The organism is Bacteroides faecis MAJ27 (genome assembly GCF_900106755.1).
Taxonomy (GTDB): domain Bacteria; phylum Bacteroidota; class Bacteroidia; order Bacteroidales; family Bacteroidaceae; genus Bacteroides; species Bacteroides faecis.
In genome coordinates, this window is record NZ_FNNN01000016.1 from 40,624 (window position 1) to 59,387 (window position 18,764).

14 protein-coding genes are annotated in these 18,764 nt (G+C 39.3%); 10 read left to right on the plus strand and 4 right to left on the minus strand.

What is annotated here, in order from left to right; genetic code table 11:
- Positions 1 to 188 precede the first annotated feature (188 nt).
- The gene (locus BLW31_RS14525) at positions 189 to 1,886 is read left to right on the plus strand and encodes a DUF5722 domain-containing protein (RefSeq protein WP_010536118.1); all 1,698 of its coding nucleotides are present in this window, start codon (positions 189 to 191) and stop codon (positions 1,884 to 1,886) included.
- A 30-nt stretch (positions 1,887 to 1,916) separates the two neighbouring features.
- A complete protein-coding gene (locus BLW31_RS14530; protein ID WP_010536119.1) occupies positions 1,917 to 4,109 on the plus strand; it encodes a DUF5722 domain-containing protein in 2,193 nt (730 codons plus the stop codon).
- An 846-nt stretch (positions 4,110 to 4,955) separates the two neighbouring features.
- On the opposite strand, the gene BLW31_RS14540 is transcribed toward BLW31_RS14530, so the two are convergent.
- Entirely contained in the window at positions 4,956 to 5,564 is a 609-nt protein-coding gene (locus BLW31_RS14540; protein ID WP_010536121.1) for an HU family DNA-binding protein, read from the minus strand.
- A 637-nt stretch (positions 5,565 to 6,201) separates the two neighbouring features.
- Between BLW31_RS14540 and BLW31_RS14545 the strand changes: the two genes are divergently transcribed.
- From BLW31_RS14545 to BLW31_RS14570, 6 genes are all read left to right on the plus strand, one after another.
- A complete protein-coding gene (locus tag BLW31_RS14545) occupies positions 6,202 to 8,292 on the plus strand; it encodes a virulence-associated E family protein (protein ID WP_010536122.1) in 2,091 nt (696 codons plus the stop codon).
- Positions 8,293 to 8,427: 135 nt separating this feature from the next.
- Positions 8,428 to 10,263 (plus strand): ABC transporter ATP-binding protein, encoded by a 1,836-nt coding sequence (locus BLW31_RS14550; protein WP_010536123.1) that lies wholly within the window; start codon positions 8,428 to 8,430, stop codon positions 10,261 to 10,263.
- Between the two features lie 63 nt (positions 10,264 to 10,326).
- Complete coding sequence (locus BLW31_RS14555; protein WP_010536124.1) at positions 10,327 to 11,115, plus strand: polysaccharide deacetylase family protein; 789 nt, start codon at positions 10,327 to 10,329, stop codon at positions 11,113 to 11,115.
- Positions 11,112 to 13,013 carry a glycosyltransferase 87 family protein gene (locus BLW31_RS14560; RefSeq protein ID WP_029425206.1) on the plus strand — a complete coding sequence of 634 codons (1,902 nt, stop codon included), beginning with the start codon at positions 11,112 to 11,114 and terminating at the stop codon, positions 13,011 to 13,013. Before BLW31_RS14555 ends, BLW31_RS14560 begins: the two co-directional genes overlap by 4 nt.
- On the plus strand, positions 12,998 to 14,173 hold the full coding sequence (locus BLW31_RS14565; protein ID WP_010536126.1) for a glycosyltransferase family 87 protein: 1,176 nt from the start codon (positions 12,998 to 13,000) through the stop codon (positions 14,171 to 14,173). Before BLW31_RS14560 ends, BLW31_RS14565 begins: the two co-directional genes overlap by 16 nt.
- A 29-nt stretch (positions 14,174 to 14,202) precedes the next feature.
- Entirely contained in the window at positions 14,203 to 14,628 is a 426-nt protein-coding gene (locus tag BLW31_RS14570; protein ID WP_010536127.1) for a GtrA family protein, read from the plus strand.
- An 8-nt stretch (positions 14,629 to 14,636) separates the two neighbouring features.
- Here BLW31_RS14570 and BLW31_RS14575 read toward each other — a convergent pair whose 3' ends face one another.
- The 3 genes from BLW31_RS14575 to BLW31_RS14585 form a co-directional block, all read right to left on the minus strand.
- Entirely contained in the window at positions 14,637 to 15,797 is a 1,161-nt protein-coding gene (locus BLW31_RS14575; protein ID WP_010536128.1) for a putative phage abortive infection protein, read from the minus strand.
- Entirely contained in the window at positions 15,745 to 16,581 is an 837-nt protein-coding gene (locus BLW31_RS14580) for a C40 family peptidase (protein ID WP_010536129.1), read from the minus strand. The genes BLW31_RS14575 and BLW31_RS14580 overlap by 53 nt, the downstream gene beginning before the upstream one ends.
- 65 nt (positions 16,582 to 16,646) lie before the next feature.
- A complete protein-coding gene (locus BLW31_RS14585) occupies positions 16,647 to 17,282 on the minus strand; it encodes a ribonuclease H1 domain-containing protein (protein ID WP_010536130.1) in 636 nt (211 codons plus the stop codon).
- A gap of 138 nt (positions 17,283 to 17,420) precedes the next feature.
- Here BLW31_RS14585 and BLW31_RS14590 point away from each other — a divergent pair, with 138 nt between their 5' ends.
- Entirely contained in the window at positions 17,421 to 18,023 is a 603-nt protein-coding gene (locus tag BLW31_RS14590; protein WP_010536131.1) for a nitroreductase family protein, read from the plus strand.
- A gap of 114 nt (positions 18,024 to 18,137) precedes the next feature.
- Entirely contained in the window at positions 18,138 to 18,665 is a 528-nt protein-coding gene (locus BLW31_RS14595; RefSeq protein WP_010536132.1) for a shikimate kinase, read from the plus strand.
- Positions 18,666 to 18,764: the final 99 nt, after the last annotated feature.

Here is an 18,764-nt window from a genome sequence, read left to right on the forward strand (position 1 = left end):
CATTTGTGGTAATAAATGATTGTCTGTTAAGATGCTTTTAGATAGTAACATTTTTTGCTGTGTATAAAAATTGTAAAAAAAAGTAGGTTTTTGCGTGTGTTCATATCAATAGCTTTATATTTGTACAATTAAACCTAAACCCCTTTACAGTTTTACTTATGGAGCTATTGAAAAGTCATTTTTTTAAAATGAGAAAGGCTTATATTGAGTCGTTTATTATTCTTTTGTTTCTGTCTTGCTGTCCTTTCATTGTTTCCTCATGTCATGAGGAGGAAAAAGAGGAGATATCTGACTCTCCCTTTGATGAAGAAGATATTCAGCATGAACAAGATCTGAATGCTTATCTGGGGAAAACCTATTCATGTAAAATTTCTCAAGTCTCGGCAATGGAATCTTCTGTTCGGATTATTGGTGAATATACAGGTGAAGGCAAATTCTTTTTAGGTGAGATTCCTCCTTATTTGGATATCATAGATGTGCAGAAGGCCCCTTATAAGGTAAAACTGACAGATTCATCTTTTGAAATTGAGTTAGAACGCTATGTAGAAAGGGACGGGACATTATATGACCGTCTTTTGTCAAAGTGGGCTATTTATAAAGAAGGGGTAGAAAGGGACCAGCTGGTTTCTCATGCGCATCAGGTGGATGAAATTCATGCGTTTCAGAATCTTCCGGCTATCAAGCTAACTTCAAAGAAAGGGTTAGGAGGAATTATCCCTAACAAATATATCTCAGACTTTTCTGCATTGGATATAAGCAGTGCTACGATTAATGTTTGTATCACTCAGTTTATGCACCTGACGCCAAGAGCGGGAGATATTGCGCATACTTATGGCGGAAGAACCTATTATATGGATGAAGGTTACCTCAAGAGTTTGCTTGACGTTCCTCTTTTAGAGGCAGCCAAGCGGAATATTGCTGTTGCCGCCATTATTCTTGTCGAACCGGCAGCTAAATGTGCAGATCCTGATTTGGGAGCATTACTGCAACATCCGGATTATGAGAGAGGGGTTTATACAATGCCTAATATGACTACTCTGGAGTCAGTGAATTGTTATGCAGCGGCATTCGATTTTTTGGCTAAAAGATATTGTACACCGGATAATCGCTACGGGCGCATAGCTCATTGGATTATGCATAATGAGGTAGACGGATGTATAGACTGGACAAATATGGGAATAAAACCTCTTACAGTATTTACGGATACCTATATAAAATCGATGCGTATATGTTATAATATTGTACGCCAATATGATAAACAGGCGGAGGTTTTAGGTTCCTTTACTCATTCCTGGACACAGATAGCTAATGTGGGATGGTGGCTCTATACGAGCAAAGAAATCATTGATTTGTTGAATGTTTATAGTCGGGTAGAAGGAGACTTCCAGTGGGGTTTAGCTTATCATAGCTATTCTCAGGATTTGACGAATCCGTGTGTTTGGATTGACCCGAATGCAACGTTTTCTATGGATACTAAATTTATTACGTTTAAGAATCTGGAAGTTCTGAGTAAGTGGGCGCTTACAAAAGAAAATAAATATAAAGGAACTGTGAAGCGCTCTGTCTGGCTTTCTGAGGCTGGAGTAAATTCTCCTACTTATTCGGATGAAGATTTTCAGAAGCAAGCGGCCAGTCTGGCTTTTGCCTGGAAGAAAATCAATGCATTGGAAGGGATTGATGGGTTGCAATGGCATAATTGGTTTGATCATCCGGGAGATGGAGCTTGCTTCGGATTGCGTAAATACTTGGACGAATCTTACAAAGGGGAAGCTAAACCCGTTTGGGAAGTTTATCAAAAAGCAGGCACAAATGAAGAAGATGAATACTTCGAACAATTCTTACCTTTAATTGGAATTCCTGATTGGAATATCATTGAAAATTTTTAATTAACGACATTATTAACTAAAACTGAAATTATGGAAAATTTGAAAGCTTTCTTTATGAGAAGGCCTGAACGCCTGTTAGGGCGATGTGGCATGCTGTTTTTAATGGCATTTTTTGTGATGAACTTATCTTCCTGTAATGATGATTTTATAGAAGACAATGGAGGAGAAATTATTCCGCCTGAAGAGATCGTTATTCCGCCCGTTTATATGTTATTGGATGGACCTTATAAATGGGGAGTGGTGTTAACTCAGAATGAAGACAGTAGTTATACGATAGAAACTACTAATGGTGATCCTTGGGCGACTGCCAGTTTGTTTAAAGAAGATGTTCCCGAAGAATGTAATGTTCTTGAATTTGAATATCAGACGGAAATGGGGATGAGCAATCTTGAACTCTTCTTTGCGGATGCAAAGGATGGGATTGATGCTACCCACAGTATGAGTGCGGGCTCTGTTCCGGCTTCTACAGATTGGGCTTCTTTCAGCGTTCGTCTAAAGAAATATAGACAGGAGTTTGATTGGGGGAAAGTGAAGGATTATCTGCGTCTGGATTTTGGAGACCAGCCCAATAATATCATACAAATGCGTAATATACGTCTGCGTACAATGAATGATGAGGAAAAACAGGAGGAAGAGGATGAGAATAACGAAGCACTTAATAAAGAGAAGTACGAACAAGGAATTAAAGCCTATCTGAATAAAGAATATGATTGCCATGTAACTGATGTGGTGGTAGGAGAGAATACGATCAGTATTCAAGGTAACTGTACGGGAGAAGGTACTTTCTTCTTGGGAGAGATTCCTCCATTTGTGGATATGTTCAAAGTAGAAAAGGTGGAAAATAAAACACCTTTATCAAACGGCTCTTTTAACGTTCAGTTGGATAGATATGTTGCTATAGGTGACTATGAGTATGATCGTTTATTGTCTAAGTGGGCTATATACAGAGAAGGAGCTTCCAAGGATGAGCTTGTTTCTCATGCCCGATATGCGAACGTGGATAAAATGCACGTAAAACAAAGTGTTGAGGCTATTCCTTTAAAATCAAAGAAGGGATTGGGAGGATTGATAAACCATAGATTCCTTGCATCCGATTTGGATGATTTGGGTATTACCAGTGCCACCATTAATATCCCTATTTCTCATTTCATGCATCTTTCTCAGCAGGAAGGAGATATTCCGCATACTTACGGTGGCAGAACATATTATTTTAATGAGGGGTATATGAAGAGTTCATTTGATGCTGTGTTAGAGCAAACGAGTAAACGTGGAATCTCTGTAGCAGGCATTTTGTTGGTTCCTCCTACCGGAGACGCCGGTACTCTTTTGAAACATCCGGATTTTGATGGTATAGCTCCCTATACAATGCCCAATATGACCACAATAGAGTCTACAAATTGTTATGCTGCCGCGCTTGACTTCCTGGCAAAAAGATATAGTGCTTCTAATATGCGCATAGCGCACTGGATTATACATAACGAAGTAGACGGAGGAAGTCATTGGACAAATATGGGTGACAAACCGATTGCTACGTTTATGGATACCTATCTCCGTTCGATGCGTATGTGCTATAATATTGCGCATCAATATGACCAGCACTCAGAAGTCTTTATCTCTTTCTCACATGGCTGGAACATTGCTGCCGGTGGCGGTTGGTATAAAGTAAGAGATATGCTCGACTTTATGAATCAGTTCAGTGAAAGTGAAGGTGATTTCTTCTGGTCATTGGCATGTCATAGTTACCCGGCTCAGTTAGGCAACCCGTGTACTTGGGATGATGAACAGGCGACTTATTCTATGGACACGGAATATGTGACTTTGAAGAATCTTGAAGTGTTGGATAAGTGGGTGAAAACATCCCGAAATCAATATAAAGGAACTGTCAGACGTTCTGTATGGCTTTCTGAAGCGGGCACATGTTCGCCATCTTATGAAGATGATGATTTGCAAGATCAGGCTGCCGGATTTGCTTATGGTTGGAAGAAGATAAATAATCTGGACGGTATTAATGGTATACAATGGCATAGTTGGTTTGACCATTTGGGAGATGGTGCTTGTTTGGGATTGCGTAAGTATGCCGATGCACCTCATAATGGTGAAATCAAGCCTGTATGGACGACCTATCAAAAGGCTGGTACTGATGAGGAAGATGATTATTTTGAACAGTATTTATCCCGAATTGGAATTAATAGTTGGGAAGGAATAATCCAGAATATTCCATAAGCGATATAAAGTATAAGAGGAAGCTTAAACAAGCTTCCTCTTATAATATTCCAAATGCATATCGGATATGCTTGTTCTTTTTTGTAAGTAAATAGATTATTGTATTTTTCCCATTTTATTATTTTATAATAATTATCTTTGCATAATCAACAGGAATAAAAGCTATTACTTTAAACTTTACTTGATTGTTTAATTTAGGTTAGAATGCTTAAGGGCTATGTGAGAGCCACTTTAGTAATCTTCAATAATTATATTATCAAATATATCTTTTTTAATGGTTTTCTTATTACCTTTATCATCCTCGATAACAGTATTTCCCAAAATGTCTTTCTTGACAGTTTTCTTTTTTTGGGGTTGACTTCAATATATTCATGAGAGTTATTTGCGCCAGAGCCCTTTATTATTTGAGGAGCTATAATAAATTGGGCTGCAATTAAGATTAATAAGATTTTTTTTATAACGTGTTGTTTTGGTTTATGACAAAAGTAGTATGGGAATATACAAAATAAGTAAAATTCATAATTTATGATATGAAAAAGCCTATATTGATTAGGAAGAAGGGTAACACTTCTGTTTTTTATAATGTTGAATGGCAATAAGGGATATGAGTATTTTCTTAAGATTTGGCTGATAGAGAATTGCTCAAGCTTCCATTTCTGTACTAAAATGAATAAAATATTTTAGTCTCATACTCTCACTGTTTTTGTGTAATTGCCAAATAATTAATCTGTTATAGGATGAGAGATACTTTTTACAGAGGTATCTCTCATCCTTTTCTCACTGGAATTGCTCTATTTTAGCCTGTCTCTCATGCTGTTTTTGGGCATCTCTCATCCTATAATACAACTATTTCCCATAATGTCCTGGACACGGCACATAAATCGGTTGTGTACGAATCCCGATATTCTGCAAAGAACCTTCTTCTTTCAACCTGCGAATATGGCGTGCGGCCATGCTGTGTGTGAATTGACAAAGTGACTGCATATCAGAGCGGGTCAGAACCGTATGCGTAGAGAAGTACCCAGCTAGTTTCTTGTCTATTTCTTCTTGGGAGAGGGTAGCCGAGTGAGGTTTATATTTTGAGCGTTGTGCATGCATACCTACAAGCTCACTTTTTAAATCTTTGTCCGCCAGAAAACTGACCGATTTAAACTTCACTTTGTCGGCGTGTGCGGCCATGGAATGTATCGGCTCTGTTGCTTGTAATGTGATCTGAAAATAACCGACCCCGTCAAGGTGTACTCTTTGCCCTTCGCGAAGGTGGTTGCCCATGCACCGACTGAGTTCCATTAACATTGCTTCCACTTCGGCTTTGCCAAAGGTAGTTGCCGAATGAATCTCGGCTGCCAGTCTGCGGGTAGTCACGTGTTGAAAATTCACGACTCTGGGGTGATAATTAGTTTCCTCTTCTTCTCCTTGAACAGGATTCTTATAAAATTCGAATTGTACTGCCATCTTAATTGTTGTTTATCTATTGTTTATATATGCTGTTACTTATCTCTCCGGCATTTAACGCCTTTATCCGCGTGTCATCTTGCTGACATCTTCATCGTTCTACCCGGGTGATCCGATCATTGCACCTTTGAGAACATATCTGTGTATCTGGGTGAACATGTCGGTTCACCTGGGTAAGGCGATGAATAACGTCTATCAAAGATACGACAATAATAGTTGTAAAACAAGCAATTATAGGATTGTTTGCATGATAATGAATGGCAAAATATATGCGCCTTCAGGTGCTTCTTGAAAGAGAATATGCTTAGGGCTGAGATTAAATAATGAAAGTTGGAAAGCAGAATGAGAGATGCCCCAAAATAGCATGAGAGATAGGTTAAAATAGGGCGATTCCAGTGAGAAAAGAATGAGAGATACCTCTGTGAAATTTATCTCTCATTCTATAATACATTAACTACTTGGCAATTGCGTAAAAGTAATGAGACCGTGAGACTAAATTTTTTTTCTTTTAGTAGAAGAGGAGAGGAGGCAGAGATGAAACTTGTGATCAGAAACTTGTTTACATAGAATGTTTACAGTACTTTTGTGCAAAATATATAATGCCCTACACACAAGCAGGACAAACAGCTAAAGAAAAATGAGAATAACACAAGTGAGAGACGATGGCAAAGTCAATACGATGCGTACGTTGAAGATTGAGCGGCTCGTAGAGCAGATGAAAAAGGAAACTAAAGCACAGCCGGTCTCTAATATGAGAGAAGTCCTGCCTTATATGCTTCCCGGTGATAAAAATGATTATATAGAAAAAGTACCGAAGATACTTCCGGCTGCTGTTTTTGTCAGGGAAAACGGAGTGATGGCAATGTCTGAATATAATGGAATCGTTATGCTTCAGGTCAACGGATTGTCCGGACATATGGAAGCTGATGAGGTGAAGGAGCGTGTGAAGGAATTGCCGCAAACTTATCTTGCTTTTATTGGTTCTTCCGGAAAGTCTGTAAAAATATGGGTTCGTTTTACGTATCCCGATAATCGTCTGCCTGATAATCGCGAACAGGCGGAAGTCTTTCATGCGCATGCTTATCGTCTGGCTGTGAAATATTATCAGCCCCAACTTCCGTTTGACATCGAACTGAGAGAACCTTCGCTGGAACAGTATTGCCGTCTGACTTTCGATCCGGAATTGTATTTCAATCCCGAAGCGATGCCTGTTTACCTGAAGCAACCCGCCTCTCTGCCGGGGGAAACTACCTATCGGGAACAGGTACAGGCGGAAGTTTCTCCTTTACAGCGGCTTGTGCCGGGATATGATAGTTACGAAGCGCTTTCTGTTCTTTTTGAGGCGGCATTTGCCCGGGCATTGGATGAACAAAAGGGATACCGTCCGGGCGATGATATACACTCATTGCTTATTTGCCTGGCTGAGCAGTGTTTTCGTGCCGGCATTCCACAGGAAGATACCGTGCGATGGGCGCGTGGTCATTACCGTTTGCCGAAAGATGAATTTTTGATTCGTGAGACAGTGAAAAACGTGTATAATACGTGCGGGGGATTTGCCGATAAAAGTAGTTTGTTGCCGGAGCAATTGTTCGTCATGCAGACGGATGAGTTTATGAAACGCCGCTATGAGTTTCGGTTCAACCAGCTGACTTCGTGCGTGGAGTATCGTGAACGGAACAGTTTCAACTTTTATTTTCGTCCGATAGATAAGCGGGTGATGGCAAGTATTACGATGAATGCTATGTATGAGGGCATCAAACTTTGGGATAAGGATGTAGTTCGATATCTGAATTCCGATCATGTTCCCGTTTATCACCCTGTCGAGGAGTTTCTTTATGATCTTCCCCGCTGGGATGGTAAAGACCATATCCGTGACTTGGCCGAAAGAGTTCCCTGTGATAATCCTCATTGGGGACAACTGTTTCGTCGTTGGTTTCTCAGTACAGTGGCGCATTGGCGTGGAGTTGATAAAAATCATGCGAACAGTACTTCACCTATTTTAATTGGTCCGCAGGCATATCGTAAGTCCACCTTTTGCCGTCTGATTCTGCCTCCGTGTTTGCAGGCGTATTATACGGACAGCATTGACTTTGGCCGTAAAAGGGATGCCGAATTGTATCTGAATCGTTTTCTTCTCATTAATATGGATGAGTTTGATCAGATAGGAGTCAACCAACAGTCATTCCTTAAACATATTCTGCAAAAACCGGTTGTTAATACCCGCCGTCCGAATGCGTCAGCTGTGGAATCACTCCGCCGATATGCTTCTTTTATCGGAACGAGTAATCATAAAGACTTGCTGACAGACACTTCCGGCAGTCGCCGTTTTATCGGTGTCGAAGTGACGGGAGTGATTGATGTGGTGCGCCCCATTGATTATGAGCAGCTTTATGCACAAGCAATGACGGCACTTTATAAAAATGAACGATATTGGTTTGATGCAGAAGAGGAAGCTATTATGACGGAATCTAATCAGGAGTTTGAGCAATCTCCTGCAATTGAGCAATTGTTTCAGGTGTATTATCGGGCGGCAGGCGACGAAGAGGAAGGGGAGTGGCTGCTCGCTGCAGACTTGTTACAACGAATACAGAAGGCTAGTAAAATGAAGTTTTCACCTCGGCAAGTATCTTATTTTGGGCGTATTTTGCAGAAGTTGGGAGTGAAGTCGTACCGGAGATCTCATGGGGTTTATTATCATGTGGTGCCCATGCACTCTGATAATGAATAGTATTTGTGTGGAATGGGCTAATCATTGGTCAAGAAGGCGTCTATTGTATAATTCGTATTAATTATTGAAAGAAACCTTCAACTGTTAGACAGTTTTATTGTATCTTTGCAGCCTTAACTTATTTTATTTCAAATAATGAAGGAATTTTTGCAACTGATGCGACGCTTTGTGTCGCCTTATAAGAAGTATATCGGATGGGCTATTTTGCTGAATATCTTGTCAGCTGTATTCAATGTGTTTTCATTTACTTTGTTAATCCCGATTCTGGATATTCTGTTTAAAACAGGAGAAAACAATAAGGTATATGAGTACATGGAATGGGGAACTGCCGGTTTTAAAGATGTTGCAATAAACAATTTCTATTATTATGTTTCGCAGATGATTCAGGATAATGGTCCTACTACAGCTTTGATTTTTCTGGGACTGTTTCTGGCTTTGATGACTTTGTTTAAAACTTCCTGTTATTTTGCATCTTCAGCCGTAATGATTCCGTTGCGTACAGGAGTTGTCAGGGATATCCGTATTATGGTATATGCGAAGGTGATGCGTTTGCCGATGGGCTTTTTCTCAGAGGAGAGAAAAGGAGATATTATAGCTCGTATGAGTGGTGATGTGGGAGAGGTAGAGAACTCTATTACCAGTTCCTTGGATATGCTGATAAAGAGCCCTATCATGATTATATTGTATTTTATAACATTGATTGCTACCAGCTGGAAGTTAACTCTTTTCACTGTGCTGGTATTGCCGGCTATGGGTTGGCTGATGGGCAAGGTCGGAAGAAAACTAAAGCGCCAGTCATTGGAGGCACAAGGTAAGTGGAGCGATACAATGTCTCAACTGGAAGAGACATTGGGTGGTTTGCGTATTATCAAAGCGTTTATAGCAGAGGACAGAATGATAAATCGTTTTACGAGGTGCAGTAATGAGCTTCGTGATGCGGTCAACAGAGTGGCTATGCGGCAAGCCTTGGCTCACCCGATGAGTGAATTCTTGGGAACAATCCTGATTGTATCTGTGTTATGGTTTGGTGGCGCTTTGATTTTGGGACATAATTCTTCATTGACTGCACCGACGTTTATATTTTACATGGTTATTTTGTATAGCGTGATAAATCCGTTGAAGGACTTTGCCAAGGCTGGTTACAATATTCCGAAAGGGCTTGCTTCTATGGAACGTGTAGACAAAATCTTAAAGGCTGAGAACAACATTAAGGAAATTCCTAATCCGAAGCCATTGACTGGAATGAATGATCGGATTGAGTTTAAAGATATAAGCTTTAGCTATGATGGTAAAAGAGAGGTGTTGAAGCATGTGAATCTGACAGTGCCAAAGGGTAAGACTGTGGCCCTGGTGGGACAGTCAGGCTCAGGAAAATCAACGCTTGTCGACTTGTTGCCACGTTATCATGATGTGCAGGAAGGAGATATCACCATCGATGGTACAAGTATTAAAGATGTGCGTATTGCCGATTTACGAAGTTTGATCGGTAATGTGAATCAAGAAGCCATTCTTTTTAATGATACATTTTTCAATAATATTGCTTTTGGCGTAGAAAATGCAACTATGGAGCAGGTTATAGAAGCTGCTAAGATTGCCAATGCCCATGATTTTATTATGGAAAAGCCGGAAGGATATAATACGAATATTGGTGACCGTGGCGGCAAACTTTCCGGTGGTCAGAGACAACGTGTTAGTATCGCCCGTGCTATTCTGAAGAATCCTCCCATTCTGATTCTGGATGAGGCTACTTCTGCATTGGATACTGAATCTGAACGTTTGGTGCAGGAGGCGCTGGAGAGACTGATGAAGACGCGTACCACGATTGCGATCGCCCACCGTCTTTCTACGATCAAAAATGCCGATGAGATTTGCGTGCTTTATGAAGGGGAAATTGTAGAGCGCGGACGTCATGAGGAATTATTGGAATTAAATGGTTATTATAAAAGGCTGAACGATATGCAAGCATTATAGAAGTTGTGGCTGCAAAATTGCAGTATTTCACAATAGACAAACATAAACTAGACTTTATTCGTAATGATTTTACTAAGTTTTGACATTGAGGAATTCGATGTACCCAGGGAACATCAGGTGGATATATCAATGGAAGAGCAAATCAAGGTTTCTGTAGAGGGAACTAACAGAATCTTGGACTGCTTGAAGCGGAATCAAGTGAAAGCTACTTTTTTCTGTACGGCGAACTTTGCTCTTCATGCTCCTGATATAATAAAGCGTATTCAAGCGGAAGGGCATGAGATTGCTTCTCATGGCTTCTATCACTGGACCTTTAAAGTGGAGGATTTAAAGACATCAAAAGATCAGTTAGAGGAAATTATCGGAACCAAAGTGTATGGCTATCGACAGGCACGAATGATGCCGGTGTCTGAAAAGGCTATTCATGATGCTGGATATGTGTATAATTCTTCTTTAAATCCGACATTTATTCCGGGGAGGTATATGCGGCTTTCCACTCCCCGTACTCCTTTCATAAAAGATAGTGTAATCCAAATGCCGGCGTCAGTTACTCCTCTGCTACGCTTCCCTTTATTTTGGCTTTCATGTCATAATTTGCCCGCTTCGCTTTATCGTTGGCTGTGTAAATATACTCATCGACATGATGGATATTTTGTAACATACTTTCATCCGTGGGAGTTTTATCCGTTAAATGAACATCCGGAGTGGAAACTGCCATTTATTATACGAAATCATGCGGGAGAAGGAATGGAAAAAAGACTGGATGCTTTCATCCTATATTTTAGGAAACAGAATATTACTTTGGGTCGTTTTATGGATTATATAAAACAAAGCAAGGCTATAATAAAATGAAAAATATAATAAGATTTATATTAATGTTAGTGCAAAATCCTATTGTATTAGCAATCTTGTGGTTGGGGGTAGCTGTCAGGGGATTTTGGGTAAGCTGGGCAGAAGGACTTGCAAATAACTATTTGATATTTTCGCGTTCATTTTTTCATGCTTTGGAGCAGACATCTTTATATGTAGAATATCCCAAAGAATATTTTGATCTATTTCTATATGGCATCCCTTTTACTTTGTTAATTGCTCCTTTTTCAATCATGCCAACCATGGTGGGTTCTGCTTTGTGGAGTTTGTTTAATGCTCTCTTATTGTACTTTGCTATAAAGAAGTTAGAATTTGAAAGATGGAAAACTGCCATTATCATATGGCTGTCATATAATGGCTTATATTTAGCTGTTGTTACTCAGCAATATAATGCGGCAGTAGCCGCTCTCATTCTTTTCACTTTTATTCTTGTAGAGAGAAAAAAAGATTTCTGGGCGGCGTTGATGATTGTTTTAGGCACATTAACCAAGATTTATGGGGTTGTAGGGTTAGCTTTCTTCCTTTTCTCTAAAAGGAAATTATATTTTCTGTGGGGAATTCTGTTTTGGGGATTAGTTCTATTTGTAGTTCCAATGTTTTATAGTTCTCCACAGTATGTATTTGATTCTTATAAAGAATGGGTTAGTATTCTTTTAGTTAAGGATGATGTTAATGAGTTGAGCTTTTATCAGAATATCTCTTTATTAGGAATGGTTCGAAAGATCACTCATGCTGTTGAATATAGTGATATGTGGCTGATAATTCCTGGAATTGTTTTATTCTTATTACCTTATTTTCGTATTGGACAATATGAGAATAGAAATTTTCGGCTTTCGTTTTTGGCATCAGTCTTGTTATTTATGGTCTTGTTTAGTACGGGAACGGAAGAATGTGGATATGTGGGAGCTTTGATTGGTGTGGGTATATGGTATGTAAGTACGCCAACGTATAAAAAAACGTTTGTGCTGAATACATGCTTGTTGCTATTCTGTTTTGTGTTGACGGCAGCGTCTTCAAGCAGTATCCTTTTTTCGAAACATTTCAGAACCGAATATATAACTTCATTTGCACTTAAAGCTCTCCCGTGTACTATTATTTGGTTTAAAATTATCTGGGAACAATTAACTCAGGACTATGCATCAAGAACTCCAACTCCTTTTTTACATAAAAAAGATAATGAACGCATTGACATCGTATTGCCCTGTTATAATCCTTATGAAGGATGGGAGCAGCAACTGATTGAAAAACATAAAGAGTTGGAAGCGATGCTGGACGGGTATGACATTCGCTTTATCGTAGTAAATGATGGCTCCAAACGCGGATTTACGGAAGAAGCCGTACTTCGTTTGACAAATAACTTACCCAGCACTATCATTGTAGACAATAAGACAAATCAAGGGAAAGGGGCTGCTGTTCGTGATGGTATAGCATATTCTGATTCAGAGCTGGCTCTTTATACAGATTATGATTTTCCATATAAGATTGAGTCTGTTTGTCAGGTGATTAAATATCTTGAGGCGGGATATGATGTAGTTGTAGCAAATCGCAATCATACGTATTATTCGCAACTTTCTACCCGCAGAAAGCTGGCGAGTCATGCTTCACGTTTCTTGAACTTTATGCTGTTAGGGCTGACCCACACAGATACACAAGGGGGATTGAAAGGTTTTAACCGTAAGGGAAAAGCTTTTCTTGCGTCCACACGTATTAAACAGTTCTTGTTTGATACGGAGTTTATCTATAAAGCCTCTCTTGATGATACCACTTTCATCAAAGAGGTTCCTGTAGATTTAAGAAGTGAGGTGATGTTGCCTGATATGAAAAAGGGAGTATTTGTAAATGAACTAAAAAACTTATTGATGATATGTTGGAGAGGTTGAAAGGATATGTGCAGAATCCGGTCTTTCTATTCATCTTGTGGATGGGGGTAGGACTGGCTTGTAGTTTGTCATTGATGATAAAGGGGACGTATAGCAATTATGTTATATTTAGCCAGTCTTTTTGGCATGCAATATCTTCTTCTCCTTTATATGTAGAATATCTTCAGGAACAAAAGGATTTCTTTCTGTATGGTATTTCTTTCACTGCATTGATTTCTCCTTTTGCGGCTCTTCCCAGACCGTTGGGGATGGTTCTTTGGTGCATGGTGAATTGTGGTTTCCTTTATTATGCTATCAGCAAGTTAGATTTGAAAAAGTGGCAATTTGCTGTTGTTATATTAGTTTCTGTAAATGACGTTTTTACAGCGGTTTTGTCTCAGCAATATAGCATAGGTATTACGGCTATGATTATTTTTGCGTATGTATTGATTGAGAAAGAAAAGGATTTATGGGCTGCTTTGATGGTTGTATTTGGGGTTATGACTAAGCTTTATGGAGTGGTAGGATTGGCTTTTTTCTTATTTTCCAAGCATAAAATGAGGTTTGTAGCTAGCTTGCTCTTTTGGGGGGTGGTTGTTTTTCTGTTACCAATGCTGTATGCTTCTCCTGAGTATGTAGTCCATTCTTATAAGGAATGGTTTGATGTACTTATTTATAAAAATGAGTTGAACCAATTTAAAATTAATCAGAATATATCTTTGTTGGGTATGCTGCATCGGATAACAGGAGCCTCTTTTAGTGATTTATGGATTATTATTCCGGGAATGCTATTGTTTGCTCTTCCATATTTACGTATCCGGCAATATCAAAATGAATCTTTCAGGTTCTTATTTTTATCTTCTGCACTTTTGTTTATGGTACTGTTCAGCACCGGAACAGAAACTTATGGCTATCTGACTGCTATGGTTGCGGTTGGAATCTGGTATGTGAAAACTCCGACACAGGTTACTACGCCGAGGCTAAACTTGTTTTTACTTATATTCTGCATTCTGCTGACTTCTTTGTCTACTACCGATCTTTTTCCTAGATTCATAAGAATGGATTATGTGAAGCCTTATGCTTTGAAAGCTTTGCCTTGTACGTTAATCTGGTTAAAAATAGTGTGGGAACAATTGACTCAGAACTTCGCGTGTTCGTCGGAGAAAATAGAGACTTCTTAACTAAACAATAAAACTAAAACTACTAACTAATGGAAATTATTAAATCTGTTTTTCATTCAAAGAGTAAACGTTATCAGTTTATTCGTTATTGCACGGTGGGATCGTTAGCAGCCGGCATACATTATGGGGTTTATTTTGTATTGCAGGAATATGAGCTGGTGAATCTGAATATTGCGTATACAATTGGTTACGCAACAAGTTTTATCTGTAATTTCTTTATGACTTCCTATTTTACCTTCCGCAGTAATCCTTCTCTCAAGAAAGCTTTGGGATTTGGAGGAAGCCATCTTGTGAATTACTTGATACATATGGGATTGTTCAACCTGTTCCTGTCTCTGGATGTAAATCAGGAAATAGCTCCATTATTCGTATTGGCTGTTGCTGTACCTGTTAACTTCGTAATGCTCCGTTTTGTGTTCAAACATAAGAAAGAACAAGTGGCTAACAATTTATAATCGTATTATTATCTTTTTTTGTTTGAAACCTTCTTAGAGCACTTATGAAGATTTGCTAGAGTATCAGCTTCCTTTTCCTGGGCTACTCGATTATTGATCGCTAAAGTAAATTCTGTTATTCGTCGACAGTTCATTTTAGGATTAATGTATTGTTGGAGAATTTTTCTGAGAAAATGGAAGTGGACATTTTTATGTTTATCACTGATTATGGGTGAATAATGCTCTTTGTTGCCGAAGCTGTACATTATGAGTAGTAAAGCTAGTTCGTGCTCGGATAATTGCGAACAAAGTATATGTAGATAGAATGTTCTTTCTTTAATTCTATTAGTATCGTCAGTTTCTGCCTCTTCGCCTGTATAGATATACTGTATAATCATACAAAGGCTTCGGTAAAAAGGTACCAGGCGATGCCGATGTCCGTCAAAGTATTTGATGGCTTTCTCTTTATAGTCGCAAAGCATGTATATACTTATTCTGTCTTCACGTTTTTTTTCTTTCTGATTTAATATTGCATCTTGTAGGTTTAATAATTCATCATTAAGCTCAAGAATACTTTGAATGCCATTTTTACAATGCTTGCACATTTCTGGAATGTCAACTTGTAATCGTTCGATAGAACTGCGGCTTGCGCCGTCTATAAAAAGATAATAAGCAAGGTAAAGCTCCCATATCTCTTTTCGATTTCCTTCATATAAATCGGCTTTCTTTACATAGTATAAGATTGCTTTGAACTCATAAAACATGAAATGGAAGGCTTGCTTTCCTTCTCCTACTCCATTTATTTTGCACATGCACTCTTGCTGTGACCATAAATCAATGAAATGAAATAATTTGCTTTCAAATCTGTCCTTGATAATATCTTTATGTTGTATGTTATTCCAGTTTTCTTGAGTCTTATTTGCTCTGTATTGCACCATGAACGCGTTGTAAGTAAGAAAAATGGCTGAAATAGTTAAAAAAGGAGCTGATAATCCATTAATGGTGTCTCCTAAAGTTCCAGGAATACCCAGCTCAATGATAGAGAACTGTGAAAGAAAGTATGGCATGGCTAGGGCAAGTGCACACCATATTACTATAATAGTAACCAACCAATATTTACAGAGGAAAGCCTTTATGCTAGACAAAATATCTTTGAGCGAATAAGAATCGTTTTGTGTTTTCTTCGTCATAGTCTTGATCGTTTTTTCGTAAACTATTAATATGTATATATCCCTGTGAATGAATATACTGTCCGTTGACAATATGAATACCAATATGGCGTACCCCGGATATGGGATTTTCAGGGACATGTATGCCAAAAAATAACAAGTCACCTGGTCGGAGGTTTGATAAATCTTCTTTTACTTCTAAACGTTTTCCTAGTTGTGCTTGTTGATATGAGTCTCGTGGTATTAAACCTCCGTTCAATAAAAAACATAATCTTACAAATCCACTGCAATCCATTCCTTTTGCAGAAGTACCTCCCCAAATATAGGGAATCCCCATTAAGGAATGAGCAGTTGCTAGTATATGGGGGGCATCAAGCTGATTTTGTTTTTTCCATTCATCTTCTTTTTGAGAGATGGCAATTGGTACATATGCTTGTCTTTTATCTGGATATTCTACTTTATAAAAAGCATCTGTTTCTTTGAGAAGTCGTAAGCGATTTCCGGAGACAAGATCTGAAACGCATTGAGAATAAATGTCAGGTTGTGTGTAAGAGAAGCCATAGTGGGCTGTTATGATGATTTTAGATGAATTTGTCCATTGCTCATCGGAGGCCAAGGAGGCTATAGCTCTAGGATGTACCCATCCTTCATTTTCATCATTTTCCAGTTTGATTTTAATCCATTTCCGGCGCTCCAATATAATGGCTTTCATTCCTAATAAACCTTGCGTCAACATTTCTGAGGATGAATCTTCCGCTTGGTGCACATTACAGACTGAAAAAGTTATAATACCGGTATCTTGCATAGGCAATTACAATTTTATTAGCACCGCAATATAATAAAAAATAAAATGAGAATGCTTTTTTACTATTATTTTCTGCCAAAGTCTGCCGGAATTTCTCCCCACTCCTTGGTTTCCCATTTAATGATACGGGTAGTGTAAGTGTTCTCTTTGAGCCACTTCTCTGCCCGCTCTATCACTTTAAACAGTTCTTCAGTTTCCTCATTCCGGGGAAGTTTGGTTTTGCATTTCTTCTGTCGTACCCAGCTGATAGCATTCACGCTGTCACTGTAAATGGGCATATCGAACCCTTTCTGTTTCAATAATGCCAGCCCGTGTACGATTGCCAGAAACTCTCCGATGTTATTGGTGCCTTTCATCGGACCGAAATGAAAGATTTCCTGACGGCTTGCCACGTGCACTCCCCGATATTCCATCGGACCGGGGTTGCCACTGCAGGCCGCGTCAACCGCCAGACTATTATCAATTACAGAAGCAGGCAGAGTGTCGGAACCGGTTCGGGCAGCTTCCGATTTCTTCTTCGCATTTTTACCAATGTAGGCGTAAGGCGAGGAAGTCAGTGCACGTTCCGCCTCTTCGCGAGTGTCGAACGATTTATATTTTGCACCTTCATAACCCTTGATCTGGAGCTGGCAATCTGTCCAGGAAGTATATACTCCCGGTGTCACTCCTTCCCATACTACGTAGAACTTTTCTTTAGCCATTTTCTGATAATGAATGATTATGTCAATAGCATTGACGGCGCGAAGGTACAAATATATTCCGGAATCGAACAAGTTGGCGGAGATGCTTGTTCTAATTTATAAGGAGTTTAAGAAAATAAAATTAAGAAAGGAGCTATTATGGAAAGAACTTTTAGTGAAGCTTTGAAGAATCGTCGGAGTTATTATTCAATTACCGGCCAGTCACCTGTTACGGATCAGGAAATTGAATGCATTGTCAATCTGGCAGTCAGACATGTGCCGTCGGCATTCAATTCACAATCTACCCGTGTGGTGCTTCTTCTTGGCAAAGCTCATAAAAAGTTATGGAATATCGTAAAAGATGCGTTGAGGAAGATTGTACCCGAAGCTGCTTTTGCAAAAACAGAAGAAAAGATAGACAATTCCTTTGCCTGTGGATATGGCACTGTGCTGTTCTTTGAAGATCAGACGGTAGTGAAGGGACTTCAGGAAGCTTTCCCGTCTTATCAGGAAAATTTCCCGGGATGGTCATTGCAGACTTCAGCGATGCATCAGCTGGCTGTTTGGGTGATGCTTGAAGATGTAGGCTTCGGTGCCTCACTGCAACATTATAACCCGTTGATTGATGATGAAGTGCGCCGTGCATGGAATTTGCCCGCACATTGGCACCTGATAGCAGAAATGCCATTTGGAGTACCTGTCAATCAGCCGGGAGAAAAAGAATTTCAACCACTGGAAGAACGGATAAAAGTCTTTAAATAATGAAGAACGATGAATGAAGAATGAAGAATTTAGAGTGATGGCAACCAAAATTCTTCATTCTTCATTCTTCATTCTTCATTAAATGATTAATTTTGTGAGCAAAATTAATCATTTATGGTTCGTATCTTCCTTACCGGCTATATGGGTGCCGGAAAAACAACATTAGGCAAGGCTTTCGCCCGCAAATTGAATATTCCGTTCATTGACCTGGACTGGTATATCGAAGAACGTTTTCATAAGACCGTCGGAGAACTGTTTACAGAACGGGGGGAGGCCGGATTTCGTGAAATAGAAAGAAATATGCTTCACGAGGTGGCTGAGTTTGAGAATGTCGTTATCTCTACAGGCGGGGGAGCTCCTTGCTTTTTTGATAATATGGAGTTTATGAACCGGACAGGAAAAACCGTTTTCCTGAATGTTCATCCCGATGTGCTGTTCAGGCGTTTGCGTATTGCCAAACAGCAACGTCCCATTCTTCAGGGGAGACAAGACGATGAACTGATGGATTTCATTATTCAGGCACTTGAAAAACGTGCACCTTTTTATAGGCAGGCACAATATATCTTTGATGCGGACGAACTGGAAGATCGCCGGCAGATTGAGACATCTGTACAACGCCTGCAAGAACTGCTGAAAATATAAAAGAGACCGGTTATATAGACCGATTGAAAGAAATAATATCCAATTAATTGGCAGCCTGTAGATAAATCTGTATTTTTGCCATCCAATTATTTACTAAAA